Annotated in this window: 22 protein-coding genes; 14 read left to right on the forward strand and 8 right to left on the reverse strand. The window is 58.2% G+C overall.

Annotated features, from left to right (window positions below; all coding sequences use genetic code 11):
- The first annotated feature begins 3 nt into the window (after positions 1-3).
- Genes ACTU3N_RS03475 through acpT form a run of 13 tightly spaced genes read left to right on the forward strand, consistent with a single transcriptional unit; the run spans position 4 to position 12,034 of the window.
- Positions 4-585: a hypothetical protein gene (locus ACTU3N_RS03475; protein ID WP_443084743.1), complete on the forward strand. Its 582-nt coding sequence runs from the start codon at positions 4-6 to the stop codon at positions 583-585.
- Positions 582-1,940 (forward strand): hypothetical protein, encoded by a 1,359-nt coding sequence (locus ACTU3N_RS03480; RefSeq protein WP_443084744.1) that lies wholly within the window; start codon positions 582-584, stop codon positions 1,938-1,940. The genes ACTU3N_RS03475 and ACTU3N_RS03480 overlap by 4 nt, the downstream gene beginning before the upstream one ends.
- Positions 1,927-2,280: an ApeI family dehydratase gene (locus ACTU3N_RS03485; protein ID WP_443084745.1), complete on the forward strand. Its 354-nt coding sequence runs from the start codon at positions 1,927-1,929 to the stop codon at positions 2,278-2,280. The genes ACTU3N_RS03480 and ACTU3N_RS03485 overlap by 14 nt, the downstream gene beginning before the upstream one ends.
- Complete coding sequence (locus tag ACTU3N_RS03490) at positions 2,271-3,974, forward strand: glycosyltransferase family 2 protein (protein WP_443084746.1); 1,704 nt, start codon at positions 2,271-2,273, stop codon at positions 3,972-3,974. The genes ACTU3N_RS03485 and ACTU3N_RS03490 overlap by 10 nt, the downstream gene beginning before the upstream one ends.
- A 3-nt stretch (positions 3,975-3,977) precedes the next feature.
- Entirely contained in the window at positions 3,978-4,400 is a 423-nt protein-coding gene (locus tag ACTU3N_RS03495) for an acyl-CoA thioesterase (RefSeq protein WP_443084747.1), read from the forward strand.
- Positions 4,397-5,002: an outer membrane lipoprotein carrier protein LolA gene (locus ACTU3N_RS03500; protein WP_443084748.1), complete on the forward strand. Its 606-nt coding sequence runs from the start codon at positions 4,397-4,399 to the stop codon at positions 5,000-5,002. Before ACTU3N_RS03495 ends, ACTU3N_RS03500 begins: the two co-directional genes overlap by 4 nt.
- Positions 4,971-7,277, forward strand: coding sequence for an MMPL family transporter (locus ACTU3N_RS03505; RefSeq protein ID WP_443084749.1), 2,307 nt, complete (start codon positions 4,971-4,973; stop codon positions 7,275-7,277). Before ACTU3N_RS03500 ends, ACTU3N_RS03505 begins: the two co-directional genes overlap by 32 nt.
- A complete protein-coding gene (locus ACTU3N_RS03510) occupies positions 7,274-7,858 on the forward strand; it encodes a DUF3261 domain-containing protein (RefSeq protein ID WP_443084750.1) in 585 nt (194 codons plus the stop codon). The genes ACTU3N_RS03505 and ACTU3N_RS03510 overlap by 4 nt, the downstream gene beginning before the upstream one ends.
- 1 nt (position 7,859) lies before the next feature.
- Positions 7,860-9,029 carry a beta-ketoacyl-[acyl-carrier-protein] synthase family protein gene (locus ACTU3N_RS03515; RefSeq protein ID WP_443084751.1) on the forward strand — a complete coding sequence of 390 codons (1,170 nt, stop codon included), beginning with the start codon at positions 7,860-7,862 and terminating at the stop codon, positions 9,027-9,029.
- Entirely contained in the window at positions 9,026-9,502 is a 477-nt protein-coding gene (locus tag ACTU3N_RS03520) for an ApeP family dehydratase (RefSeq protein WP_443084752.1), read from the forward strand. The genes ACTU3N_RS03515 and ACTU3N_RS03520 overlap by 4 nt, the downstream gene beginning before the upstream one ends.
- The gene (locus ACTU3N_RS03525; RefSeq protein ID WP_443084753.1) at positions 9,499-10,230 is read left to right on the forward strand and encodes a 3-ketoacyl-ACP reductase FabG2; all 732 of its coding nucleotides are present in this window, start codon (positions 9,499-9,501) and stop codon (positions 10,228-10,230) included. The genes ACTU3N_RS03520 and ACTU3N_RS03525 overlap by 4 nt, the downstream gene beginning before the upstream one ends.
- Positions 10,227-11,456, forward strand: a complete 1,230-nt coding sequence (locus ACTU3N_RS03530) for a beta-ketoacyl-ACP synthase (protein WP_443084754.1) — start codon at positions 10,227-10,229, stop codon at positions 11,454-11,456. Before ACTU3N_RS03525 ends, ACTU3N_RS03530 begins: the two co-directional genes overlap by 4 nt.
- A 2-nt stretch (positions 11,457-11,458) precedes the next feature.
- Complete coding sequence (acpT, locus tag ACTU3N_RS03535) at positions 11,459-12,034, forward strand: 4'-phosphopantetheinyl transferase AcpT (protein WP_443084755.1); 576 nt, start codon at positions 11,459-11,461, stop codon at positions 12,032-12,034.
- On the opposite strand, the gene arnF is transcribed toward acpT, so the two are convergent.
- From arnF to ACTU3N_RS03575, 8 genes are all read right to left on the reverse strand, one after another.
- Complete coding sequence (arnF, locus tag ACTU3N_RS03540; protein ID WP_443084756.1) at positions 12,000-12,389, reverse strand: 4-amino-4-deoxy-L-arabinose-phosphoundecaprenol flippase subunit ArnF; 390 nt, start codon at positions 12,387-12,389, stop codon at positions 12,000-12,002. The genes acpT and arnF overlap by 35 nt on opposite strands.
- On the reverse strand, positions 12,386-12,742 hold the full coding sequence (gene arnE, locus ACTU3N_RS03545; protein WP_443084757.1) for a 4-amino-4-deoxy-L-arabinose-phosphoundecaprenol flippase subunit ArnE: 357 nt from the start codon (positions 12,740-12,742) through the stop codon (positions 12,386-12,388). The genes arnF and arnE overlap by 4 nt, the downstream gene beginning before the upstream one ends.
- Entirely contained in the window at positions 12,739-14,397 is a 1,659-nt protein-coding gene (arnT, locus tag ACTU3N_RS03550) for a lipid IV(A) 4-amino-4-deoxy-L-arabinosyltransferase (RefSeq protein WP_443084758.1), read from the reverse strand. The genes arnE and arnT overlap by 4 nt, the downstream gene beginning before the upstream one ends.
- Positions 14,394-15,296 (reverse strand): 4-deoxy-4-formamido-L-arabinose-phosphoundecaprenol deformylase, encoded by a 903-nt coding sequence (gene arnD, locus ACTU3N_RS03555; protein WP_443084759.1) that lies wholly within the window; start codon positions 15,294-15,296, stop codon positions 14,394-14,396. Before arnD ends, arnT begins: the two co-directional genes overlap by 4 nt.
- Entirely contained in the window at positions 15,293-17,278 is a 1,986-nt protein-coding gene (gene arnA, locus ACTU3N_RS03560) for a bifunctional UDP-4-amino-4-deoxy-L-arabinose formyltransferase/UDP-glucuronic acid oxidase ArnA (RefSeq protein ID WP_443084760.1), read from the reverse strand. The genes arnD and arnA overlap by 4 nt, the downstream gene beginning before the upstream one ends.
- Positions 17,278-18,312: an undecaprenyl-phosphate 4-deoxy-4-formamido-L-arabinose transferase gene (gene arnC / locus ACTU3N_RS03565; RefSeq protein ID WP_443084761.1), complete on the reverse strand. Its 1,035-nt coding sequence runs from the start codon at positions 18,310-18,312 to the stop codon at positions 17,278-17,280. The genes arnA and arnC overlap by 1 nt, the downstream gene beginning before the upstream one ends.
- Positions 18,260-19,396, reverse strand: a complete 1,137-nt coding sequence (gene arnB, locus ACTU3N_RS03570) for a UDP-4-amino-4-deoxy-L-arabinose aminotransferase (protein ID WP_443084762.1) — start codon at positions 19,394-19,396, stop codon at positions 18,260-18,262. The genes arnC and arnB overlap by 53 nt, the downstream gene beginning before the upstream one ends.
- 413 nt (positions 19,397-19,809) lie before the next feature.
- Positions 19,810-20,316 carry a phenolic acid decarboxylase gene (locus tag ACTU3N_RS03575; RefSeq protein WP_443084763.1) on the reverse strand — a complete coding sequence of 169 codons (507 nt, stop codon included), beginning with the start codon at positions 20,314-20,316 and terminating at the stop codon, positions 19,810-19,812.
- Between the two features lie 96 nt (positions 20,317-20,412).
- On the opposite strand from ACTU3N_RS03575, the gene ACTU3N_RS03580 reads away from it, so the two are divergent.
- On the forward strand, positions 20,413-21,273 hold the full coding sequence (locus ACTU3N_RS03580) for a LysR family transcriptional regulator (RefSeq protein ID WP_443084764.1): 861 nt from the start codon (positions 20,413-20,415) through the stop codon (positions 21,271-21,273).
- The last annotated feature ends 268 nt before the right edge of the window (positions 21,274-21,541 follow it).

Here is a 21,541-nt window from a genome sequence, read left to right on the forward strand (position 1 = left end):
ACCGTGCGCGGTTCCCGCTTACACACCGGACTCAAAATCGCCGCAGCTCTGCTGATGCTGAGCTGGCCCTTTGTGGTCTGGTTTGGCCTGGCGCATAACAGCCTGCACTGGCTGCTTCCGCTGATGGCGCTGATGCTGCTTGCCCGTTTGCAACAATCACGGCAGGCGCTGGCGCCGATGCGTTTTGTCATGCGCGGCGTAGCTGTCGTGGGGATCGCGCTCTGCGCCGCCAGCTGGCTTTTAAACACGCATCGGCTGCTGCTCTTCTACCCGGTGGCGGTGAATGGGATCATGCTGGCGGTATTTGGCGGTTCACTGTACACCGCGATGCCGCTGGTTGAGCGCCTGGCGCGGCTGCGCGACCCGGCGTTGCCGCAAGCTGCGGTGCGTTATACCCGCCGTGTCACACAAGTCTGGTGTGGCTTTTTTGTTCTGAACGGTGCCGCCGCGCTGTTCACGGCCGTGCAGGGCGATATGCGCTTGTGGAGCGCGTGGAACGGCATGATTGCCTATCTGCTGATGGGGCTGCTGATGGCGGGTGAATGGCTGGTTCGCCAACGAGTGATCAAACGAGAAACAACATGAAGACGCTTCCTTTCGCCGCCTGGCTCAACAGCCCGCGTCCGCCACAAACCCCTGTCGCCTGGCTTGGCGAGCAGACCTGGACGCTTGGGCATTTACGCTACGATGTTGCACAGCTAATGGCTGAGCTTGAGCAGCACGACGGCGAGCGGTGGGCGCTCTGTTTTGAAAACAGCTATCTGTTTATCGTGGCGTTGCTGGCGTTGCTGCATGCAGGCAAAACACCGGTTATCCCTGGGCACTGTCGCGAGTCATTGCTGGCGGAGCAACACGCGCTGTTCGCAGGCGTGCTGAGCGATCGCCCGCTCAACTGGCCAGGGCCGCATATTGTGGTGGCAAGCGCTAACTGCGAGGCTTTCGAAGCGCAGGCTTTCCCGCCGCTGCAGGAAGAAGCGTTTATTGAGCTATTTACCTCCGGCTCCACCGGCCAGCCGCGCCGGGTAATCAAACCCATCGCCTGCCTGGAGCGCGAAGCCGCGCTGCTGAGCGCGCAGTTTGCCGGGCGGCTCGCCGGTTGCCGCGTGGTGGCTTCCGTAGTGCCGCAACATCTGTACGGCCTGACGTTTCGCATCGTCCTGCCCATGTCGCTCGGCCTGCCGCTGCACGCCGCCATGCTTTACTACGCAGAACAACTGGCGGCGCTGGGCAGTGCGCACCGTTACGCTTTTGTCAGCAGCCCGGCATTTTTAAAGCGCCTCGACCCGCAGCTTACGCCGCCGCCGATTGCACTGATCCTTTCCGCTGGCGGCACTTTGCCGTGGCAGGATGTCAAGGAAACGGCGGACTGGTGCGGCGTCTGGCCTGATGAAATCTACGGCAGCACGGAAACCGGTATCCTGGCCTGGCGTTATCGCCAGCAGGACGCTATTGCGTGGCAAACTTTCCCGGGCGTGACGATAGCGCCTGAAGGCGACGCGTTTCGCGCCTGTTCGCCGATTATCCCGCAACAAGACGGCTTATTACTGGACGATGTGCTGGTATTCCACAGCCCGAATCGTTTTGAGATTACCGGGCGACGCGGCCGCACGGTCAAAATTGAAGAGAAACGCATCTCGCTGAGCGAAATAGAAAAGCGCCTGCTGACCCTGCGCGGCATCCGCGAAGCGGCGGCGCTCCCTGTTTCCCGCGGCGGGCGTCAGGGCATAGGCGTGCTGCTGGTGCTGGACGACGAAACGCGTAAAAAGTGGCAGCACAGCGGCAGCAAAGCGATGGAGCTGGCATGGCGTCGGGCGCTTATCCCCTGGCTGGAGCCTGTCGCCATCCCGCGCTACTGGCGCATTCTCGACGAAATCCCGGTCAACAGTATGAACAAGCGTGTTTATGCGCAACTACAGGAGTTATTTCATGAAACCCCATGAAATTGCATGCCATCAGGCGCAAGCACAACACGCGGAAGTCATTATCCAGCTGGAGCCTGAGCTGTTCTGGTTTAGCGGGCACTTTGCCTGCCAGCCCCTGCTGCCGGGCGTTGCTCAGCTCGACTGGGTGATGCACTACGCCACCCTGCTGCTGGCGCCTGGCTACCGTTTTCACAGCATTGCGGCGGTCAAATTTCAGGCTCCCTTGCTGCCGGACACGGTCGTCACGCTGGTGCTCGACTGGAAAGAGGAAAAAGAGCTGCTGACGTTCAGCTATCAGCGCCATGACGGCGAACAGCGCCACACCTGTAGCAGCGGGAAGATTCGCCTATGTCGTTGAGTTTTAACCCCTGCGTGGTGATCCCTTGCTATAACCACGGCGCGATGATGGCGCAGGTCATTGCGCGCCTGCAACCGTTCGAAATGCCCTGTTTTATCGTGGATGACGGCAGCGATGCGCCGACACGCGCGGCGCTGGAAGCGCTGGCGGCAGAGCATGACAACCTCACCCTTACCCGGCTGGCGCGCAATGCGGGCAAAGGCGAGGCGGTGATCCGTGGCTTGCAGGTCGCTGCGCAGGCGGGTTTTACCCATGCGGTGCAAGTGGATGCCGACGGGCAGCACGCCATCGAAGATATTCCAAAATTGCTCGCGCTGGCAGAGCGCCACCCGCAGGCGCTTATCTCCGGCCAGCCGGTGTATGACGACACCATCCCGCGCTCGCGCCTGTATGGCCGCTGGGTCACACATATCTGGGTGTGGATTGAAACGCTCTCGTTGCAGCTCAAAGACAGCATGTGCGGCTTTCGCGTCTATCCGATTGCGCCGACGCTGCAACTCGCCAGTCGCGTCACGCTTGGCAAGCGGATGGATTTTGATACTGAAGTCATGGTGCGCCTCTACTGGCAAGGCAACACCAGCTACTTTGTTCCGACACGGGTGACTTACCCGCAGGACGGTCTGTCGCACTTTGATGCGCTGAAAGATAACCTGCGCATTTCATGTATGCACACCCGGCTCTTTTTCGGCATGCTGCCGCGGATCCCTTCGCTCCTGTTTCGCCGCAAAGGGTCGCACTGGGCGCAACAGCAAGAGGCGAAGGGCTTATGGGGCATGCGTTTTATGCTGCTGGTGTGGCGGCTGCTTGGGCGTAGCGCGTTCTCGCTGCTGCTTTGGCCAGTGGTTGCGGTCTACTGGCTCAGCGCGGGCAGTGCGCGCCGGGCGTCGAATCAGTGGCTGGCGCGCGTGCGCACAACGCTTGCGCTGCGCGGGCTTTCTGCGCCGCAAAAACTCAATAGCTACCGCCACTTTGTGCGCTTTGGCGAAGCCATGCTGGATAAAGTCGCGGGCTGGCGCGGCGAGCTGCACTTTGGCCGCGATGTCGAGTTTGCGCCGGGTGCCGAAGAGGCGATGGGGCTGCACGACGGCAAAGGCAAGCTGCTGCTGGCCTCGCATCTGGGCGATGTGGAAGCCTGCCGCGCGCTGGCACAGCTTAATGAGCGCAAAATCATCAATGCGCTGGTGTTTCATGACAACGCGCAGCGCTTTAAACAGATCATGGAAGAGATGGCGCCGGATGCCGGGGTGAACCTTCTGCCGGTCACGCAGATAGGCCCTGAGACCGCCATGCTGCTAAAAGAGAAGCTCGATCGCGGCGAGTGGGTGGCGATCGTCGGCGATCGCATCGCTGTCAATCCACAGCGCGGCGGCGACTGGCGGGTGTGCTGGAGCCATTTTATGGGGCACCCGGCACCTTTCCCGCAAGGGCCGTTTATCCTTGCGGCGGCGCTGCGCTGCCCGGTGCTGCTGATGTTTGCGCTGCGCCAGCAGGGTAAGCTGCGCCTGCATTGCGAAGCCTTTGCCGACCCGCTGCCGATGCCGCGCAACGCACGTCAGGCCGCTCTGCAAGACGCGGTGGATAACTACGCCGCGCGGCTGGAGCACTACGCGCTGCAATCCCCTCTCGACTGGTTTAACTTTTTTGATTTCTGGCGGCTGCCCGACCACGCGCCGCAGGCCACGGATAAGGAGTAACAGGTGTTAGACGATCCGCGTTTTACCGCCGAGGTGGAACTGACTGTCCCCTTTCACGACGTCGATATGATGGGCGTCGTCTGGCATGGCAACTACTTCCGCTACTTTGAAATTGCCCGCGAAGCGTTGCTCAACCAGTTCAATTATGGCTACCGGCAGATGAAAGCGTCCGGCTATGTGTGGCCGGTGGTGGACACCCGCGTAAAGTACCGCGACGTGCTGACATTTGAGCAGCGTTTTCGCGTGCGGGCGCGGCTTGAAGAGTTCGAAAACCGCCTGAAAATCGCCTACGACATTTTCGACGCCGCCAGCGGCAAGCGCACCACCACCGGCTACACCATCCAGGTGGCGGTGGAAGAAGCCAGCCGCGAAATGTGCTTTGTCAGCCCGGCCATTCTGTTTGAACGCATTGGGGTAACGCCGTGAAATACTTCTCTTTGCTGATCCTGTTATTCAGCCCGCTGGTGCATGCAATCACGCTGGACGAACTGCAACAGCGCTTTACGGAGCAGCCGGTGGTGCGCGCGGATTTTGCTCAGACCCGCACCATTAAAGACCTGCCCCAGCCGCTGCGCTCGCAGGGCAAGATGCTGATCGCCCGTGACCAGGGGCTGCTGTGGGATCAAACGGCGCCCTTCCCGATGGCGCTGATGCTCGACGATTCACGCATGGTACAGGTTATCAACGGCCAGCCGCCGCAGATAATCACCGCGCAAAATAACCCGCAGATGTTCCAGTTCAACCACCTGCTGCGCGCCCTGTTCCAGGCGGATCGCGCGGTGCTTGAGCAGAATTTCCGCATCGATTTTCAGGACAAAGGCGAAGGCCGCTGGCACCTGACGCTCACGCCTGTGACCACGCCGCTGGATAAAATCTTCGCCTCGATTGACCTGACCGGGCAGCAGTATCTCGACCATATCCAGCTCAACGATAAACAGGGCGATCTGACGGAGATCATTTTTTCTCACCACCGACTGACCCCCACGACGCTGACCGATGACGAACGCCAACGCTTTGCCGCGCACTAAGGCCGCCATCGCCTGGGGCGTCGTCTGCCTGGTGCTGCTCGGCATCCTGCTGATGTTGCTGCCAAAAGCACGCATGAACAGCAGCGTGCTGGCGATGCTGCCCTCGCAAGCGATGGGGACGTTGCCGCCTGCGCTCAACGAAGGTTTTATGCAGCGCCTTGATAAGCAACTGGTGTGGCTGGTAAGCCCTGGCAAGCAGGCCAGCCCGGAGGCCGCGCAATACTGGCTGACGCTGCTGCGCCAGTCGCAGGCGGTGGATAACCTTAAAGGCGCGATGGATGCGCAAAGCCAGCAAGCCTGGGGCGCGTTTTTCTGGCAGCACCGCAATGCGCTGCTCGATAGCGCGACCCGCGCGCGGCTGCAAAACGCAGGCGAAGCCCAGGCGCAATGGGTTCTCACCCAGCTCTACTCCGCCTTTTCCGGCGTGAGCGGTAAAGAGTTGCAAAACGATCCGCTGATGTTAATGCGCGGCGCGCAGCTGGCGATGGCGCAAAACAGCCAGCGTTTGCGCCTGATGGACGGCTGGCTGGTCAGCCAGGACGAAGCAGGTAACTACTGGTATCTGCTGCATGGCGAGCTGGCCGGTTCCTCATTTGATATGCAGCAAACGCACCAGTTTGTCACCACACTGGGAACGCTGGAGCAACAGCTTAAGGCGCGTTATCCGCAGGCAAAACTGCTGTCGCGCGGCACGGTGTTCTATAGCGATTTCGCCAGCCAGCAGGCAAAACGCGACGTTTCAACGCTTGGCATCGCCACACTTCTCGGCGTGGTCTTGCTGATTGTGGCGGTGTTCCGATCGCTGCGCCCGCTGCTGCTGTGCATGCTATCGATTGCCATCGGCGCGCTGGCAGGCACGGTGGCGACGCTGCTGGTTTTCGGCGAGCTGCATCTGATGACGCTGGTGATGAGCATGAGCATCATCGGTATCTCGGCAGATTATACGCTCTACTACCTGACCGAACGCATGGTGCACGGCGCAGAGGCCTCGCCGTGGCAAAGCCTGGCAAAAGTGCGAAACGCATTGCTCCTCGCGCTCGCCACCACCGTCGCGGCCTACTTGATAATGATGCTTGCCCCCTTCCCCGGCATTCGCCAGATGGCGCTGTTTGCCGCCGTGGGTTTGAGTGCCTCCTGCCTGACGGTGCTTTTCTGGCATCCGTGGCTGTGCCGTGGCCTGCCGGTGCGCCCGGTACCGGGTATGGTGCTGTTACTACGCTGGCTGGCCGCCTGGCGGCGTAATAAAAAGCTCTCCGTTGGCCTGCCGCTCATTCTCACGCTGGTATCGCTGGCCGGGCTGGCGGCGCTGCGCGTTGACGACGATATCAGCCAGTTGCAGGCGCTGCCACAGGATATTCTTGCCCAGGAAAAAGCGATTACCGCCCTTACCGGGCAGAGTGTCGATCAGAAGTGGTTTGTTATCTACGGCGACACACCGCAACACACGCTGGCGCGCCTGGAAGCGTTTGTGCCAACACTTAGCGAGGCGCGCGATAAAGGCCTTATCAGCGGTTTTCGTACCGTGCCCATCAACTCCCTGGCGCGCCAGCAGCAGGATTTGGCGTTGCTGAAAAACGCAGCGCCTACCGTATCGCGCGTACTGCAAAGCGCCGGGCTAAATGCTGTGTCGCCCGATCTTAGCCCCATGACCGTGACGGTGGAGGCGTGGCTGGCAAGCCCGGCGAGCGAAGGCTGGCGTTTGCTGTGGCTGACGTTACCTGATGGCCGAAGCGGCGTGCTGGCACCGGTCGATGGCGTCAAAGATAGCGCGGCGCTAAGTAAGCTCGCGCAGCCGGGCATCGCCTGGGTAGACAGAAAAAGCGCGTTTGATGAACTCTTCGCCCTCTATCGTTGGGTGCTGACCGGGCTTTTGTGCGTGGCGCTGGCGGTGATTGCCGCCGGTGCTGTGCTGCGCCTGGGCTGGAAAAAAGGTCTGGTAAGCCTTGTGCCTTCGGTGCTGTCGCTCGGCTGCGGGCTGGCGGCGCTGTCGCTAAGCGGCCATGCGCTCAACCTTTTCTCATTGCTGGCGCTGGTGCTGGTGCTGGGGATTGGCATCAACTACACGCTGTTTTTCAGTAACCCGCGCGGCACACCGCTGACCTCGATGCTTGCCATTACGCTTGCCATGGTCACCACTTTACTCACCCTGGGAATGCTGGTGTTCAGCGCGACCCAGGCAATTAGCAGTTTCGGCATTGTGCTGGTGAGCGGTATCTTTACCGCCTTCCTGCTTTCACCGCTCGCCATGCCGGGTAAAAAAGAGAGAAAACGATGATCCGTCCCTTCTGGACTGGCGTGGCGCTGGCCGCGACCCTGCTGCTCACCGGATGCAGCCATACCTCATCTTCACCCGACGGCGCTCGCCCGCAGGCCTGGCTGGCGCCCGGTACGCGTGTCACCTTGCCTGCGCCTGGCATCACACCTGCGGTGAATTCCCAGCAGTTACTGACCGGCCATTTTAATGGGCAAACCCAGTCGTTGCTGGTGCTGATGACCGCTGACGATAAAAAAATCACCCTCGCCGGGCTTTCGTCGGTAGGGATTCGTCTGTTCCTGGTGACCTATGACGAGCAGGGTATTCACACGGAGCAGTCAATCGTGGTGCCGCAACTGCCGCCAGCAAGCCAGGTGCTGGCCGACGTGATGCTAAGCCACTGGCCGATTGACCGCTGGCAGCCGCAACTGCCGAAGGGCTGGACGCTTAAAGATAAAGGCGACAAGCGCGAGCTGCGTAACGCCAGCGGCAAGCTGGTCACTGAAGTAACTTACCTGCAACGTAAAGGCAAACGCGAGCCGATAAGCATCGAGCAGCATGTCTTTAAGTACCACATCACCATTCAATATCTGGGTGACTGAGATGATCTACATTTCCGCCATCGGCATGCTTAACGCGCTGGGACGGTCGGCAGAAGAAATCGCCGCTAACCTCACGCGCGGCGTAGCGCCGGGGATGAAAACGCGCACCGGCTGGCTGCAAGGCACGCAGGAGGTCGTACTCGGCGGGGTGGAGGGCAAACTGCCGCCGATCCCGCAGTCCTTTGCCGAACACCGCAGCCGCAACAACCAACTGCTGCTGGCCGCGCTTGAGCAAATTCAGCCCGCCGTGGATGCCGCTATCGCCCGCTATGGGCGTGACCGCGTTGCGGTGGTGCTGGGCACCAGCACGTCGGGCCTCGACGAGGGCGATCTGCATGTGCAGCGCTCGCTAAACGGCGAGGAGAGTCTGGAGTGGCGCTATCCCCAGCAGGAGCTTGGCGATCCGTCGCGCTTTTTAAGCCGCTGGCTGGCGCTGGAAGGCCCGGCGTTTACCGTTTCGACCGCCTGTTCTTCCAGCGCCCGTGCCATTATCAACGGCTATCGGCTGATTGATGCAGGCCTTGCTGATGTCGCCATTGTCGGCGGCGCAGATACCCTCAGCCGTATGCCGGTGAACGGTTTTAACAGTCTGGAATCTTTTTCGCCGACGCTGTGTCAGCCGTTTGGCCGCGATCGCTGCGGTATCACTATTGGTGAAGCGGCAGGGCTGATGGTGCTGACCCGTGAGCCGCAGCCGCTGGCGCTGCTCGGTACCGGCGAGTCCAGCGATGCGTGGCATATTTCTGCGCCTCATCCGCAGGGAGAAGGCGCGGTGCGGGCTATCAATATGGCGCTGGCGCAGGCCCAACTGACGCCTGATGACGTGGGTTATATCAACCTGCACGGCACCGCAACGCCGCTCAACGATCAGATAGAGTCGATGGTGGTGAATACACTGTTTGGCGATCGAGTGCCGTGTAGCTCCACCAAGCATTTAACCGGCCACACGCTGGGCGCGGCGGGCATTACGGAAGCGGCGCTCAGCGCGCTGATTTTGTCTCATGATTTACCGCTACCGGCGCAGGATTTTAGCCGTGGGCCACTGGACGCCACGCTGCCGCCCTGCGGCCTGCTGCTCACACCGCAGCCGCTGGCGCGCCCGGTGATTTTATCCAACTCCTTCGCCTTTGGCGGGAACAACGCCAGCATTTTGCTGGGGAGAGTGTCATGAGCCGTTACCATCCGCCCGGCGAATACTTGCCTCACGATGCCCCGATGATTTTGCTCGATGAGGTGCTGGATGTCAGCGAGGAGAGCGCCCACTGCCGCGTCACTGTGAGCAAGCACGGCGTGCTGTCGCCTTTTATTGATGCCGCAGGCAATCTACCAGGCTGGTACGCGCTGGAGCTGATGGCGCAGAGCATTGGCGTGTGGTCGGGCTGGCACCGCCAGCAGCGCGGCGAAGAGAGCATCGCGCTGGGCATGGTGCTCGGCGCGCGCGAGCTGACCTGCGCGCAAGGCGCATTCCCCGCAGATGCCGTGCTGGATATTCACATCACCTTGCTGATGCAGGATGAGCGCTTTGGCAGCTTTGAGTGCGTGATCCAGCATGGCGAGGCGACGCTTGCCAGCGGGCGCGTAAATACGTTTCAGCCCGCCAAAGAAGAATTAACTTTGCTTTTTAATCAAGGATCTACCCCATGAATCGTTCCGTACTGGTCACCGGTGCCAGCAAAGGTATCGGCCGCGCTATCGCCGTGGCGCTTGCCGCAGATGGTTTCACGGTTGGCGTGCACTATCACCGTGACGAAAAAGGCGCGCAGGAGACGTTGCACGCCATTGCGCAGGCTGGCGGTAACGGTCGCCTGCTCAGCTTTGATGTGGGCAATCGTGAACAGTGCAGGGACGTGCTGGAGCAGGAAATCGAGCAGCATGGCGCGTGGTACGGCGTGGTCAGCAATGCTGGTATCGCTCGTGACGCGGCGTTTCCGGCGCTGAGCGAAGAGGACTGGGATGCGGTTATCCACACCAATCTCGACAGTTTTTATAACGTTATCCAGCCCTGCATCATGCCGATGATCAGCACCCGCCAGGGCGGGCGTATTATCACGCTCTCTTCCGTTTCCGGCGTGATGGGCAACCGTGGCCAGGTCAACTATAGCGCGGCCAAAGCCGGGATTATTGGCGCGACAAAAGCGCTGGCGATAGAGCTTGCGAAGCGCAAAATCACCGTCAACTGTATCGCGCCAGGGCTAATTGATACCGGCATGATTGAGATGGAAGAAGCGGCGCTCAAAGAGGCGATGGCGCTCATCCCAATGAAAAGGATGGGCCAGGCGGAAGAGGTCGCCGGGCTGGCGCGCTATTTGATGTCAGACATTGCGGGTTACGTCACCCGCCAGGTGATTTCTATCAACGGGGGGATGCTATGACACGTCGCGTGGTCATTACCGGCATGGGCGGCGTCACCGCCTTTGGGCAAAACTGGCAGGACGTTGCTGCGCGCCTGCTGGCGTATGAGAACGCCGTGCGCAAAATGCCGGAGTGGCAGGTTTACGACGGGCTGCACACCTTGCTTGGCGCGCCGATTGATGACTTTACGTTGCCGGAGCATTACACCCGCAAGCGCATCCGCGCGATGGGCCGCGTGTCGCTGCTCTCAACGCGTGCCAGCGAGCTGGCGCTGGAACAGGCCGGTCTGCTTGACGATCCGGTGCTGACCCACGGGCGCACCGGTATTGCTTATGGCTCCTCCACCGGCAGCACCGGGCCGGTCAGCGAGTTCGCCACCATGCTGACCGAGAAGCACACTAACAATATTACCGGTACCACCTATGTGCAGATGATGCCGCACACCACGGCGGTCAATACCGGGCTATTTTTCGGTCTGCGCGGGCGCGTGATCCCGACCTCCAGCGCCTGTACGTCCGGCAGCCAGGCGATTGGTTATGCGTGGGAAGCCATTCGCCACGGTTATCAGGACGTGATGGTTGCCGGTGGCGCAGAAGAGCTGTGCCCGTCAGAAGCCGCGGTTTTTGACACGCTGTTTGCCACCAGCCAGCGCAATGACGAGCCGAAAACGACGCCTGCGCCGTTCGATAGTCGCCGCGACGGGCTGGTGATTGGCGAAGGCGCAGGGACGCTGATTCTGGAAGAGCTGGAACATGCCAAAGCGCGCGGCGCGACCATTTACGGTGAAATCGTTGGCTTCGCCACTAACTGTGATGCGGCGCATATCACCCAACCGCAGCGCGAAACCATGCAAATTTGCATGGAGCAAGCGTTGCAGATTGCCGGGCTTAACCCGCTGGATATTGGCTATATTTCTGCGCACGGCACCGCAACCGATCGCGGGGATCTGGCAGAAAGCCAGGCAACAGCGGCGATCTTCGGTGATAATGTGCCTGTTTCATCGCTGAAAAGTTATTTTGGTCATACGCTCGGTGCCTGCGGCGCGCTGGAAGCCTGGATGAGCCTGCAAATGATGCGCGAGGGCTGGTTTGCACCTACGCTGAATTTGACCGCGCCCGACGAACAATGCGGCGCGCTGGACTATATCATGGGTGAGGCCCGCCATATTGATTGCGAGTTTTTGCAAAGCAATAACTTCGCGTTCGGCGGCATCAATACTTCTCTCATTATCAAACGTTGGGCATAGGTATGTATCGGTTGTTACTGGGCACCATTTCCTCGCTGTGTACGGGCGCGCTGCCTGCAACGCTTATGCAGCAAGCGCCGAAAGGCGCACGGCGTAACAGCTGGCTCGCCGGGCGGATGTTGCTGGCGCAAGCGTGCGATCCGCTGCCGGAAATTTGCTATGGCGAGCAGGGGAAACCGATGTTTGCCAACGATACACCGTTATGGTTCAACATTAGCCACAGCGGCGACCGCATCGCGCTGCTGCTGAGTGATGAGGGCGAAGTAGGCTGCGATATCGAGATGATTCGCCCGCGGGATAACTGGCTAACCATCGCAAATGCTGTTTTTAGCCAGGGCGAGCATCAGGAAATTGAGCAACAGCAACCGGAACAGCAGCTAACCGCGTTCTGGCGTATCTGGACGCGCAAAGAAGCGATTATCAAGCAGCGTGGCGGCAGCGCATGGCAAATTGTCAGCGTCGACAGCAGCAATACGCCGCATCTGAATATCAGCCATTACCAGCTTGATGGCCTGTGTCTATCCGTCTGTACGCCGACCGCCTTTACGCTTTCGGCCGCGGCGCTGGAAGAAAGATAACCAGCACACCGGCGGCAATCAGCAACACGCCCAGCAAGCCGCGCAGAGAAAAAGGTTCGTGCCATCCGGGAAGCCAGATGGCCGCCGCCCACACCAGAATATAACTCAGGCTCAGCAACGTGTATGCTTTACTGAGCGGCAAGCGGTGCAACGCAACATACCAGCAGGCCATCGAGGCCAGATAGCCCAGCAGCCCCAGAACCAGCAACAAGGTGCCTTTTTGCGGATACAGCACCGCAGTGAAAAAAGCGCCGTTGAGCGCCACCGGCGGCAGCGACACCATCGCCGAGCGCAGCAACAGTTGCGCGACGCTCACCAGCAGCACGCTACATAAGGCCCAGCGGATGCCGCTCATAGCGAACTCCCCAGAACAAAAATCCCGAGAATAATGAGCGCGACGCCAAGCGCATGGCGGGCGTTGACGCGCTCACGCCAGATAAAGCGCGCGGCAAGCGTTACCCAGACAAAGTTCAGGCTCAGCATTGGGTAGGCCACACCCACCGGGATGCGCTGTAACACTAAAAGCCACAGCGCCATACCGGCTCCCAGCGAAACCAGCGCCAGACCGAGCCATAAACCCAGGTGCGCGCCGCGCCGCCCGCTCACCGCCGGGCGGGTCGCTTGCTTCTGACAAAGCTGCCCGGCGCAGCTCAAAAGGCTGGCAAGGACAAGCCAGCCCCAGTTCGCCATTGCGGCCAGGTCATTCATTGAGGAAAATACTGAATTAAGACCATACGCCCCTGCACATAAATATTATCCGGTTTTGGGATAGCCAGCCGGGTAAAGTCATCCGGCTTGTTTTGGTGCAGAACCAGCGACACAATGCCCTGTTGACGCCGCTGCGCCAGCCAGTCGCTGAAGTCCGCTTCGCGCACCAGCCTCCCCTTTCCTTCCGGGTATGCCAGGCCATAAGCCAGCTCGCCGCGCGAACCAAACAGAATGATGTCCTGGCGTTTAAGCTCCCAGGCAAGACCGGCGGCAACGCCAACGCTGTCCGTCATTACATAACGGCTGGGCGCGAGGGACTCATAGACAAAATCAATCAGAAACTGCGGCTGTTTTGAATCCATGACTTTGTCCGGGATCACCGCGCCAATCATCAGCGCTATCCCCAGCGGGCAAAACGCGGCATACGCCCAGCGTTGCGTGCTTGCCTGCAAGGTCAACCAGCCCACCAGCGCCCATATTCCAAAGGCAAAGGCTGCCAGCCACACTTTATACAGCTCTATCGGCACCCACACCGGCTGCTTTAAAAAGCCCCACGGCGAGACGACGATTGCCGCTGCCACGCCAAGCAAACCCACGCCAATGTTAATGCAGGCATTGATACGCAACGCCCGCCCGCCGCGCTGCGCCAGTGCGACGCCATAACGAGCCATCAGGATGGCCAGCGGCGCGAAGCATGGCAGGATATAAGTCGGTAACTTCCCTTTGGCGATGCTAAAAAACAGCAGCGGCATGACCACCCAACCCAACAGATAAAAATCCGCTTTGATCTCTGTTTTACGCGCCAGCCAGCCGGTTTTCAACGCGCCAGGTAACAAAGCCAGCCACGGCAGGCTACCGGCCAGCAAAAATGGGAGGTAATACCAGAAAGGCGCTTTATGCTGCGCATCTGACTGTGCGAAGCGCTGAACATGTTCAACCCAGAAGAAGTAGCGCCAGAAGTCCGGCTCGCGCTGCGCAATCGCCAGCCCCCACGGCAGCACGGTCAGCGCGCAGGCGATAATCGACAGCCAGCCCCAGCAGAGGACTTCTTTCCAGCGTTTTTGCGCGATAACCCAGGGCAGCACGCCAATGACCGGCACCACCAGCGCAAGAAACCCTTTGGTCATGACGCCCAGCCCGCAGGCGATCCCCAGCAACAGATAGCCGCTACATTTCCCCCCTCGCGTGGTCGCCTGCGCCGCGCGCCAGAAACTGTACATCGCCAGCACCAGCCATAGCGTAATCATCGGGTCCAGCACCGCATAGGTGCCAATGCCGTAGACCAGAAACGCCGTCAGATAGATAACGCCAGACAGCACCGCGGTGGTTTTATCGCGCCACATTTTCCACGCCAGCCGGGCGACGAGCAGCCCCGACAGCGCCGTGGAAAGCACCGCGCCAAAGCGCACAGCAAAATTGCTCTCGCCGAATAGCCACTGGCCGACGCTGTTTATCCAGTAACCGGCGATCGGTTTTTCAAAATAGCGCAGGCCGAGAAAATGCGGCACGATCCAGTCGCCGTTGTGCAGCATTTCGCGGCTGATCTCAGCATAGCGGGTTTCATCGGGCTGCCAGAGCAAGCGATATTCCAGCGGAATGAGGTAATAGAGGGCAAACAGGGCAACCAGCCCCAGACCATAATGAATGGATTTCATAACCCGGAACTCAATAATTGTTGGCAACCGAGCCAGCCTTCACGACCAGCCACTTCTCCACGCACCACTTTTCCCGGCGGCAGCGTGCTGATATCTTCCGGCAACAGCTGGCTCAGCGGGCAAAAAACGATATCTTCCCGCGCGGCCATGCTAAGTAGCTCATCAAACCCCTCAGCCCCGATAATCCCCTCCACTTCGGCATGAATGGTATACACCGGCGTACCGCTGTCCCGGTGCATGCGGTTGAGAATAAATCGATTGAACTGTGCCGCGCCGACCCCGGTGCCGACCACCTCATCCCATGTTGGCAGCGTGACCGGGATCTGCGGTGCCGCAAACTCGCCAGGCGCAATCTGCGGGCGAAATGGCCGACTGCCGCGACAATCGCTGTTGTAGTGAAAGGCAAAAGATGACTTCGCGTTAACCACCCGTTGATCAGCACGCCAGCCTGCGACCGCAGAGCAGAGCACGGGTTTACCAATAATGGCTTCCAGCGCGTGCAGGCCCCGCGCGATCTCCGCTTCCAGCCGGGGCTGCGGCCAGGCGCCGCTCCAGCACTGCCAACCGTGGTGATCCCAGGCGTGCAGCCCCACTTCATGCTCCTGGGCCGCCTTGCGAATGACTGCCGCGTTACCCTCACCGATAAGCCTGCCAGGCCAGGCCGTGCCTGCCAGCAGGATGTCCCAGCCATAGAGCGATGCCGCGCGTGAACGCAGCATCTTCCAGAGAAATTTTGGCTTAAGCAGACGCCAGATATGCCGCCCCATGTTGTCCGGCCCTACGCTGAAAAAAAAGCTGGCCTGAATATGGTGCTTTTCCAGCAGCGCGAGCAGTCGCGGCACGCCGTCACGGGTGCCGCGAAAGGTATCCACATCAATGCGTAAGCCAACGCGCTTCATGCTGGTTTCTCGTCAGTCAGCTCCACGGTACGCAGGAAGAAATCCAGCGTTTCATCAATGGTCTGGCGCATCGCTATTTTCGGCTCCCAGTGCAACAGCCTCTTCGCATTGCGGATACTCGGTTTGCGGTGCTCCACGTCCTGATAACCTTTACCGTAATAGCTGCTGCTCTCCACTTCGCGAAAACCGGCAAAAGGTGGGAAGCGGTCGCGTAGCGGGTGCTGCTCAAAGCTTTCGAGCAGCATTTCAGCCATTGCCTTGATGCTGGCCTCGTTGTCAGGGTTACCAATGTTGATGATTTGGCCGTCGCAGCGCCCGTCCACGTTCTCAATGATGCGAAACAGCGCCTCGATACCATCGCTGATATCGGTAAAGCAGCGTTTTTGTTTCCCGCCTTCAATCAGTTTTATCGGCGACCCTTCGACCAGGTTAAGGATCAGTTGTGTGATGGCGCGCGAGCTGCCAATCCGCGCAGCGTTGAGATTATCCAGCCGTGGCCCCATCCAGTTAAACGGACGGAACAGCGTAAAGCGTAGCCCTTCCTTTTCGCCGTACGCCCAAATTACGCGGTCCAGTAACTGCTTCGATACCGAGTAGATCCAGCGCTGCTTATTGATGGGGCCAACCACCAGGTTCGAGGTGTCTTCGTCGAAGACCTTATCAGTGCACATGCCGTACACTTCTGAGGTCGAAGGGAAAATGATGCGTTTGCGATACTTGACGCAGTCGCGGATGATTTTCAGGTTCTCTTCAAAATCCAGCTCAAAAACGCGCAGCGGGTTGCGGGTGTACTCGATAGGCGTTGCGATCGCCACCAGCGGCAGCACAACGTCGCACTTCTTGACGTGGTACTCAATCCACTCGGAATGGATGCTGATATCGCCTTCAACAAAATGAAAACGCGGGCAGTCGAGGAAACGCCCGATCGCATCCGCGCTGATATCCAGGCCAAAAATCTCGTAGTTATCGTCGCGCAACAGGCGTTCGGTGAGATGGTTACCAATAAAACCGTTAACGCCCAGGATAAGTACGCGGGTGCGGCGCTTAACCGCCACGACAGGACGGCTGGTCAGCAACGCCCCGGCCACCAGCCCCAGCGATTGCGCCAGCTGCGCGCCCTGCATATAGACGCCGTTTTCCGTCTGCCCGGTAATAATTTCCAGCGCGCCATCGGCAGCCGCGACCAGAAAAGGCGCAACCGATAGCACGGTGCCAGGCCTGGCCGGAGCCACATCGTCGCGCAGACGGGACTTCCAGATAATGAATTTATGCGAACCCACGAAGCTATAAGCGCCCGGCCAGGGATCGGTCACCGCACGCACCAGATTATGCAGCGCTCGCGCCGGACGCTCCCAGTCCAGGCGCCCATCTTCCGGGGTTCGGCGACCAAAATAGCTGGCGCGTAGCTCATCCTGCTTCGCTTCGCTAAAGTTTTGCTTTTCGATGGCTGGCAACACCGCTTGCAGGAGGGTTTTTGCCGCCTCGCACAGTTTACGGTGCAGCGTCATCGCGTCGTCGTTATCATCAATAGCTATGCGTTGCTGGGCAATAATATTCCCGGCATCGGCCCGGGAAAGCATGCGGTGCAGCGTGACGCCCGTTTCGGTTTCGCCATTGACCAGCACCCAGTTTAGCGGCGCGCGGCCACGGTATGCGGGCAGCAGCGAGCCGTGCAGGTTATACGCCCCCGCTTTCGCGCAAGCCAGAATGTCGTCGCAGAGCAAATCTCTGTAATAGAAAGAGAAAATAACGTCAGGGTTCAGGGCGCGGATCCTTTCGACCCACAGAGGATGGTTGACTTCATCAGGGGCATAGACAGGAATGCTATGTTCAGCGGCGATACGCGCGACCGAGCCGAAAAAGTGGTTCTCGTTGGCGCTGTCCGGGTGGGTAAAAATTGCCGCGATGTCAAAGCCTGCGTCGAGCAACGCCTGTGTGCCGACACACCCCATGTCGTGATAAGCAAATACAACAGCTTTCATTATTCTTTTTCCTCTGATGACAGCGTGCGATCGTGGCGGACAACACGTTGAATAAAATAGCGGGGGCGAGCGCGGACATCGTTATAGATACGGCCGATATACTCACCCAAAAGCCCCATGCCAATAAACTGGGCGCCAATAAAGGTGAACAGAATGGCGAAAAGCATGAACATCCCTTCTCCGCCCCACTGCGGGCCAAACGTCAGGCGTAGCACCACCAACAGCACCGACAAAGAGAAGCCCAGCAGTGCAATCACGCTGCCGAAAACGCTGAGCAGGCGCAGCGGCGTAGTGGTCAGGCAGGTCACCAGGTCATACATCAAATTAATCAGACGCATAAAACTGTATTTTGAATCGCCATACTCGCGTACAGCATGGTGCACCGGGATCTCTATCGCTTTGCGGGCGAAGGTATTGGCGAGGATAGGAATAAACGTGCTGCGCTCATGGCAGCGCAGCATGGCGTCAACGATATGCCGACGGTAGGCGCGCAGCATGCAGCCGTAATCGCCCATCGCTTTCCCCGTGGCGCGCTGGATAAGGCGGTTAATCGTGCGCGACGCGAGTTTGCGAAACAGGCTGTCCTGGCGGTTCTGGCGCACGGTGCCGACCACGTCGTAGCCCTCTTTCGCTTTCTCGACCAGCGCCGGGATCTCCTCCGGCGGGTTTTGCAAATCTGCATCCAGCGTAATGACAAGATCGCCGCTAACATGGCTGAAACCCGCCATGATCGCCGAGTGCTGGCCGTAGTTGCGGTTGAGCATCACGGCCACGACATGGCTGCCCGGCTGTTCTGCCGCTTCGCTTAGCATCAGCGCTGAATTATCGCTGCTGCCGTCATCCACCAGCAGAATTTCATAGGCTATCCCGAGGGAGTCGCAGCTGGCCGTGGTACGGCGAAGCAGTTCGGGCAGGCTCTCTTCTTCGTTAAAAACGGGGATCACCACGGAGACTTTTTCGATGGGCGGTAAGGTGAACATATCAACCCCCGGCAAGTTGATGGAGTGCGTCAATGACGCGGGTCGTGTCGTCATGGGTCATATCCGGAAAAAGAGGGATGGAACATATGCGCTCACTGTTCCATTCCGTATTGGGTAACGAGACGGGAAAATGGTCGCGGTAGTACTTTTGCGTGTGGGCCGCACGAAAATGCAGGCCGGTGCCGATGCCTTGCGTTTTCAGCGCTTCCATCAACGCATCACGGCTAATGCCGCAACGCTTAAAATCGACACGGATAATAAACAGATGCCAGGCATGCAAATGCGGCCAGGCGGGCAGCGCCAGCGGCTGGAAAGGGGTATCCGCCAGCGCGTGCAAGTAGCGCCGGGCGATTTCACTTCGCCGTTCATTCGCCGCCGCCAGTTTGCCAAGCTGAACCAGCGCAATGGCGGCATTGATATCCGCCAGATTGTATTTAAAACCAGGAGTGATAACTTCTGCCTGCGGAGCGCGGCCATGCGTCTGCCTGTCGAACGCATCAACGCCGAGGCCGTGGAATTTCAGGCTGCGGATACGACTGGCCAGCTGTTCGTCGTCCGTCACCACCAGCCCGCCTTCGGCGCAGGTCATATTTTTGATGGCGTGAAAGGAGAAAATTGCCGTGCCCTGCCAGCCAACATGGCGGCCTTTATACAGCGTTCCGGCAGCGTGGGCTGCATCTTCAATGACCGCAAGGCCATGCTTTTCGCCAACCGCCCGGATAGCGTCGATATCCACCGGCGCGCCAGCGTAATGCACGGGTATAATCGCTCTGGTGCGGGGAGTAATCGCGGCTTCAATCGCTTCGGGTGTGACCATCAGCGTCTCTCTGTCGACGTCAATCATCACCGGTGTTGCGCCAAGCAGCACAATCATATTCAGCGTCGATACCCAGGTCATCGACGGGGTAATCACTTCATCGCCTGGGCCAATACCCAGCGCCATCAGCGTGACGTGCATGCCTGCGGTGGCGGAACTGACGGCAATGGCGTGCTGGTTGCCGGTCAAACCACAAAAAGCCTCTTCTAATGCCTGATTTTTTGGACCTGTGGTGATCCAGCCAGATAATAAAACCTGTTGAACGGCTGCAAGCTCTTCATCCCCCATTGACGGGCGAGAGAACGGTAAAAAATCACTCATCTTTTTTTCCTGACGTCATTGACGTATTAACGGACCCACAATTACGTTGCGGCTGTTGAGTAACATGGCGGATAAAAGTTAAACCGGATGATAATGAACGCATGTTTACTACAATAATCATCTGGCGCAGTCAGTTAGAAAATATTACTTATGAAATATTAGGACAACATTAAGGAAGGAGAGAAATAAAAACTCCCAAAAAAGTTTTTATCAAACAAAAGTTTAAAATTTCAGCGTTGATGCATAGATATGTCAAATGTCAAACCGATGAAATGTCTAACGCCCATATGCACAGCACACGGGCGTTATCGTTGATATTTAAACGAATTAACAACGAAGCGAGGAAATAATAATTTTCTACATCTTATGTTTAAATAACATTTACAGCAAAACAATCAAACAGCATGAATTTTTCATGAAAGATTGTCCGGAAAATTAGCCGGTAATTCACTGGCAGCACAGTTAATAACGCTTTCATTATTTGCTCCGCAATCACGCACAAACGTAATAGTGGCAAATTCATCAATCACTTCTGTTGGGTAGGCCGGGCCAGCAGCACGGTAAGATTCCATTAGCGGAATATGATCGTTCTGGAAGCAGACGGTTTTTTCCGGGTTATTGATAACCCAACGCGGGAAAAAGATGGTGCCGTGGAACAAACGATCGCCAAGATTCACAATCAGGCTGACATCGGTACCTGTCGGCTCGGTCCAGGAAATTTTATAGATACTCTCACCGACGCGGGCGATAAACACCTGCTGACCTTTCACCCAACGGTTTGCCACAATACCACTGTGGATGCGGTAATCGATTGTCGATTCATTTTTTACGTAGATCTCGTAATTCCAGCCATTATCGTAGGTATATACCAGATGTTTGCCGACGAAACCGCTCAGATCATGTTTATCAAAAGTACTCATTTTTCGTCTCCTCTGTGTTGATGAGACGATCCTACTGCTGCAAAAATGTATTTAATAACGCTATATTTACATCAAATACATTCAAAAATTAGATGAATGATGCACAAAACAACTCTCGAACAATGGACGTTACTGCAAAAGGTGGTGGAGCTGGGCAGCTTTGCCCGAGCGGCAGAAGAGACACACCGCAGCCAGTCCTCCGTGAGTTATAACCTGGCTTTATTACAGGAACGGCTGGGCGTGGCGTTGCTGCAGCCGGAAGGCAGGCGCGCCGTGCTCACGCCTGCGGGCGAGCTATTGCTTAATCAGGTAAAGCCGCTGTTGAAAGCGTTCGAATGGGTAGAGAGCCAGGCGGCAACGCTGCGTAACGGTATGCGAACAAGGCTGGATCTGGTGGTCGATAGCATCTTCCCCCGCGCCCGCTTGTTCGCCATTTTGCGGCAATTTCAGCAGTGCTATCCACAAACGCAAGTGCGCCTGACCGAAGTTCTGGAAACCGCTTCAGCCGAGCAGCCCGTTTATGCGCAGGCAGATGTGCTGGTGCTGACTCGCCGCCAGGATACGACAGGGCGCGGTGAGTGGCTGATGAATATCGACTTTGTCGCCGTCGCGCATCGCGAGCACCCTCTGTGCGCGGCAGAGCAGGTCAGCGAGACGATGCTGAGCGCATGGCCGCTTATCCGTGTTGTCGAGAGCGAAACTCAGCAAAGCCCCGGCGCGCAGGCCTCGTGGACATTTTCAACCATCGATGCCGCCATCGAAGCTGTACAGCATCAGGTCGGCTATGGCTGGCTGCCGGAGGAGCGCATTCAACCGCTGCTGGCGGCTGGCGTATTAAAAAAATTACCGCTCACGCATGGCGCACGCCGTGCCACGCCGCTGCATTTGATCGTGAAAAAAGATCTCATGCCGCTGGATGAGCAGGTCGAAATGCTGCTGGCATTGTTTAAGCGTTAGCGCCGCGCGCCTTTTAAAAATTGATTTTTAAATAAAATTTATTTTACAAACAGAACTGCGCAATAAAAATCCGAGTTTGCAGCTCCGGCCACGATAAATTCCTGGCGCCGACTAAACCATCATCCCCCGTGCCGAATGCAGCCTTGTTCCTGTACCGGGCGTATTGATCGAAAAGATCCTGTGAACACATATAACCATGCTAATGGAGTGGCTTTTGATCCAGGACAGATTATGCGTATGACGAATAACTAGAATCATCATACTTTCG

This window comes from Vagococcus sp. WN89Y (genome assembly GCF_052220145.1).
In the GTDB taxonomy this organism is placed as follows: Bacteria; Pseudomonadota; Gammaproteobacteria; order Enterobacterales; family Enterobacteriaceae; genus Kosakonia.

Excerpts from the sequence above, each read along its gene's own strand:
- arnC (WP_443084761.1), bottom strand. The coding sequence starts at position 18,312 with ATGACGACACGACCCGCGTCATTGACGCACTCCATCAACTTGCCGGGG.
- ACTU3N_RS03505 (WP_443084749.1), top strand. The coding sequence starts at position 4,971 with ATGACGAACGCCAACGCTTTGCCGCGCACTAAGGCCGCCATCGCCTGG.
- ACTU3N_RS03575 (WP_443084763.1), bottom strand. The coding sequence starts at position 20,316 with ATGAGTACTTTTGATAAACATGATCTGAGCGGTTTCGTCGGCAAACAT.
- ACTU3N_RS03520 (WP_443084752.1), top strand. The coding sequence starts at position 9,026 with ATGAGCCGTTACCATCCGCCCGGCGAATACTTGCCTCACGATGCCCCG.
- arnT (WP_443084758.1), bottom strand. The coding sequence starts at position 14,397 with ATGAAATCCATTCATTATGGTCTGGGGCTGGTTGCCCTGTTTGCCCTC.
- arnF (WP_443084756.1), bottom strand. The coding sequence starts at position 12,389 with ATGAGCGGCATCCGCTGGGCCTTATGTAGCGTGCTGCTGGTGAGCGTC.
- ACTU3N_RS03480 (WP_443084744.1), top strand. The coding sequence starts at position 582 with ATGAAGACGCTTCCTTTCGCCGCCTGGCTCAACAGCCCGCGTCCGCCA.
- ACTU3N_RS03525 (WP_443084753.1), top strand. The coding sequence starts at position 9,499 with ATGAATCGTTCCGTACTGGTCACCGGTGCCAGCAAAGGTATCGGCCGC.
- arnE (WP_443084757.1), bottom strand. The coding sequence starts at position 12,742 with ATGAATGACCTGGCCGCAATGGCGAACTGGGGCTGGCTTGTCCTTGCC.
- arnD (WP_443084759.1), bottom strand. The coding sequence starts at position 15,296 with ATGAAGCGCGTTGGCTTACGCATTGATGTGGATACCTTTCGCGGCACC.
- ACTU3N_RS03530 (WP_443084754.1), top strand. The coding sequence starts at position 10,227 with ATGACACGTCGCGTGGTCATTACCGGCATGGGCGGCGTCACCGCCTTT.
- acpT (WP_443084755.1), top strand. The coding sequence starts at position 11,459 with ATGTATCGGTTGTTACTGGGCACCATTTCCTCGCTGTGTACGGGCGCG.
- ACTU3N_RS03485 (WP_443084745.1), top strand. The coding sequence starts at position 1,927 with ATGAAACCCCATGAAATTGCATGCCATCAGGCGCAAGCACAACACGCG.
- ACTU3N_RS03515 (WP_443084751.1), top strand. The coding sequence starts at position 7,860 with ATGATCTACATTTCCGCCATCGGCATGCTTAACGCGCTGGGACGGTCG.
- arnB (WP_443084762.1), bottom strand. The coding sequence starts at position 19,396 with ATGAGTGATTTTTTACCGTTCTCTCGCCCGTCAATGGGGGATGAAGAG.
- ACTU3N_RS03490 (WP_443084746.1), top strand. The coding sequence starts at position 2,271 with ATGTCGTTGAGTTTTAACCCCTGCGTGGTGATCCCTTGCTATAACCAC.
- ACTU3N_RS03510 (WP_443084750.1), top strand. The coding sequence starts at position 7,274 with ATGATCCGTCCCTTCTGGACTGGCGTGGCGCTGGCCGCGACCCTGCTG.
- ACTU3N_RS03580 (WP_443084764.1), top strand. The coding sequence starts at position 20,413 with ATGATGCACAAAACAACTCTCGAACAATGGACGTTACTGCAAAAGGTG.
- arnA (WP_443084760.1), bottom strand. The coding sequence starts at position 17,278 with ATGAAAGCTGTTGTATTTGCTTATCACGACATGGGGTGTGTCGGCACA.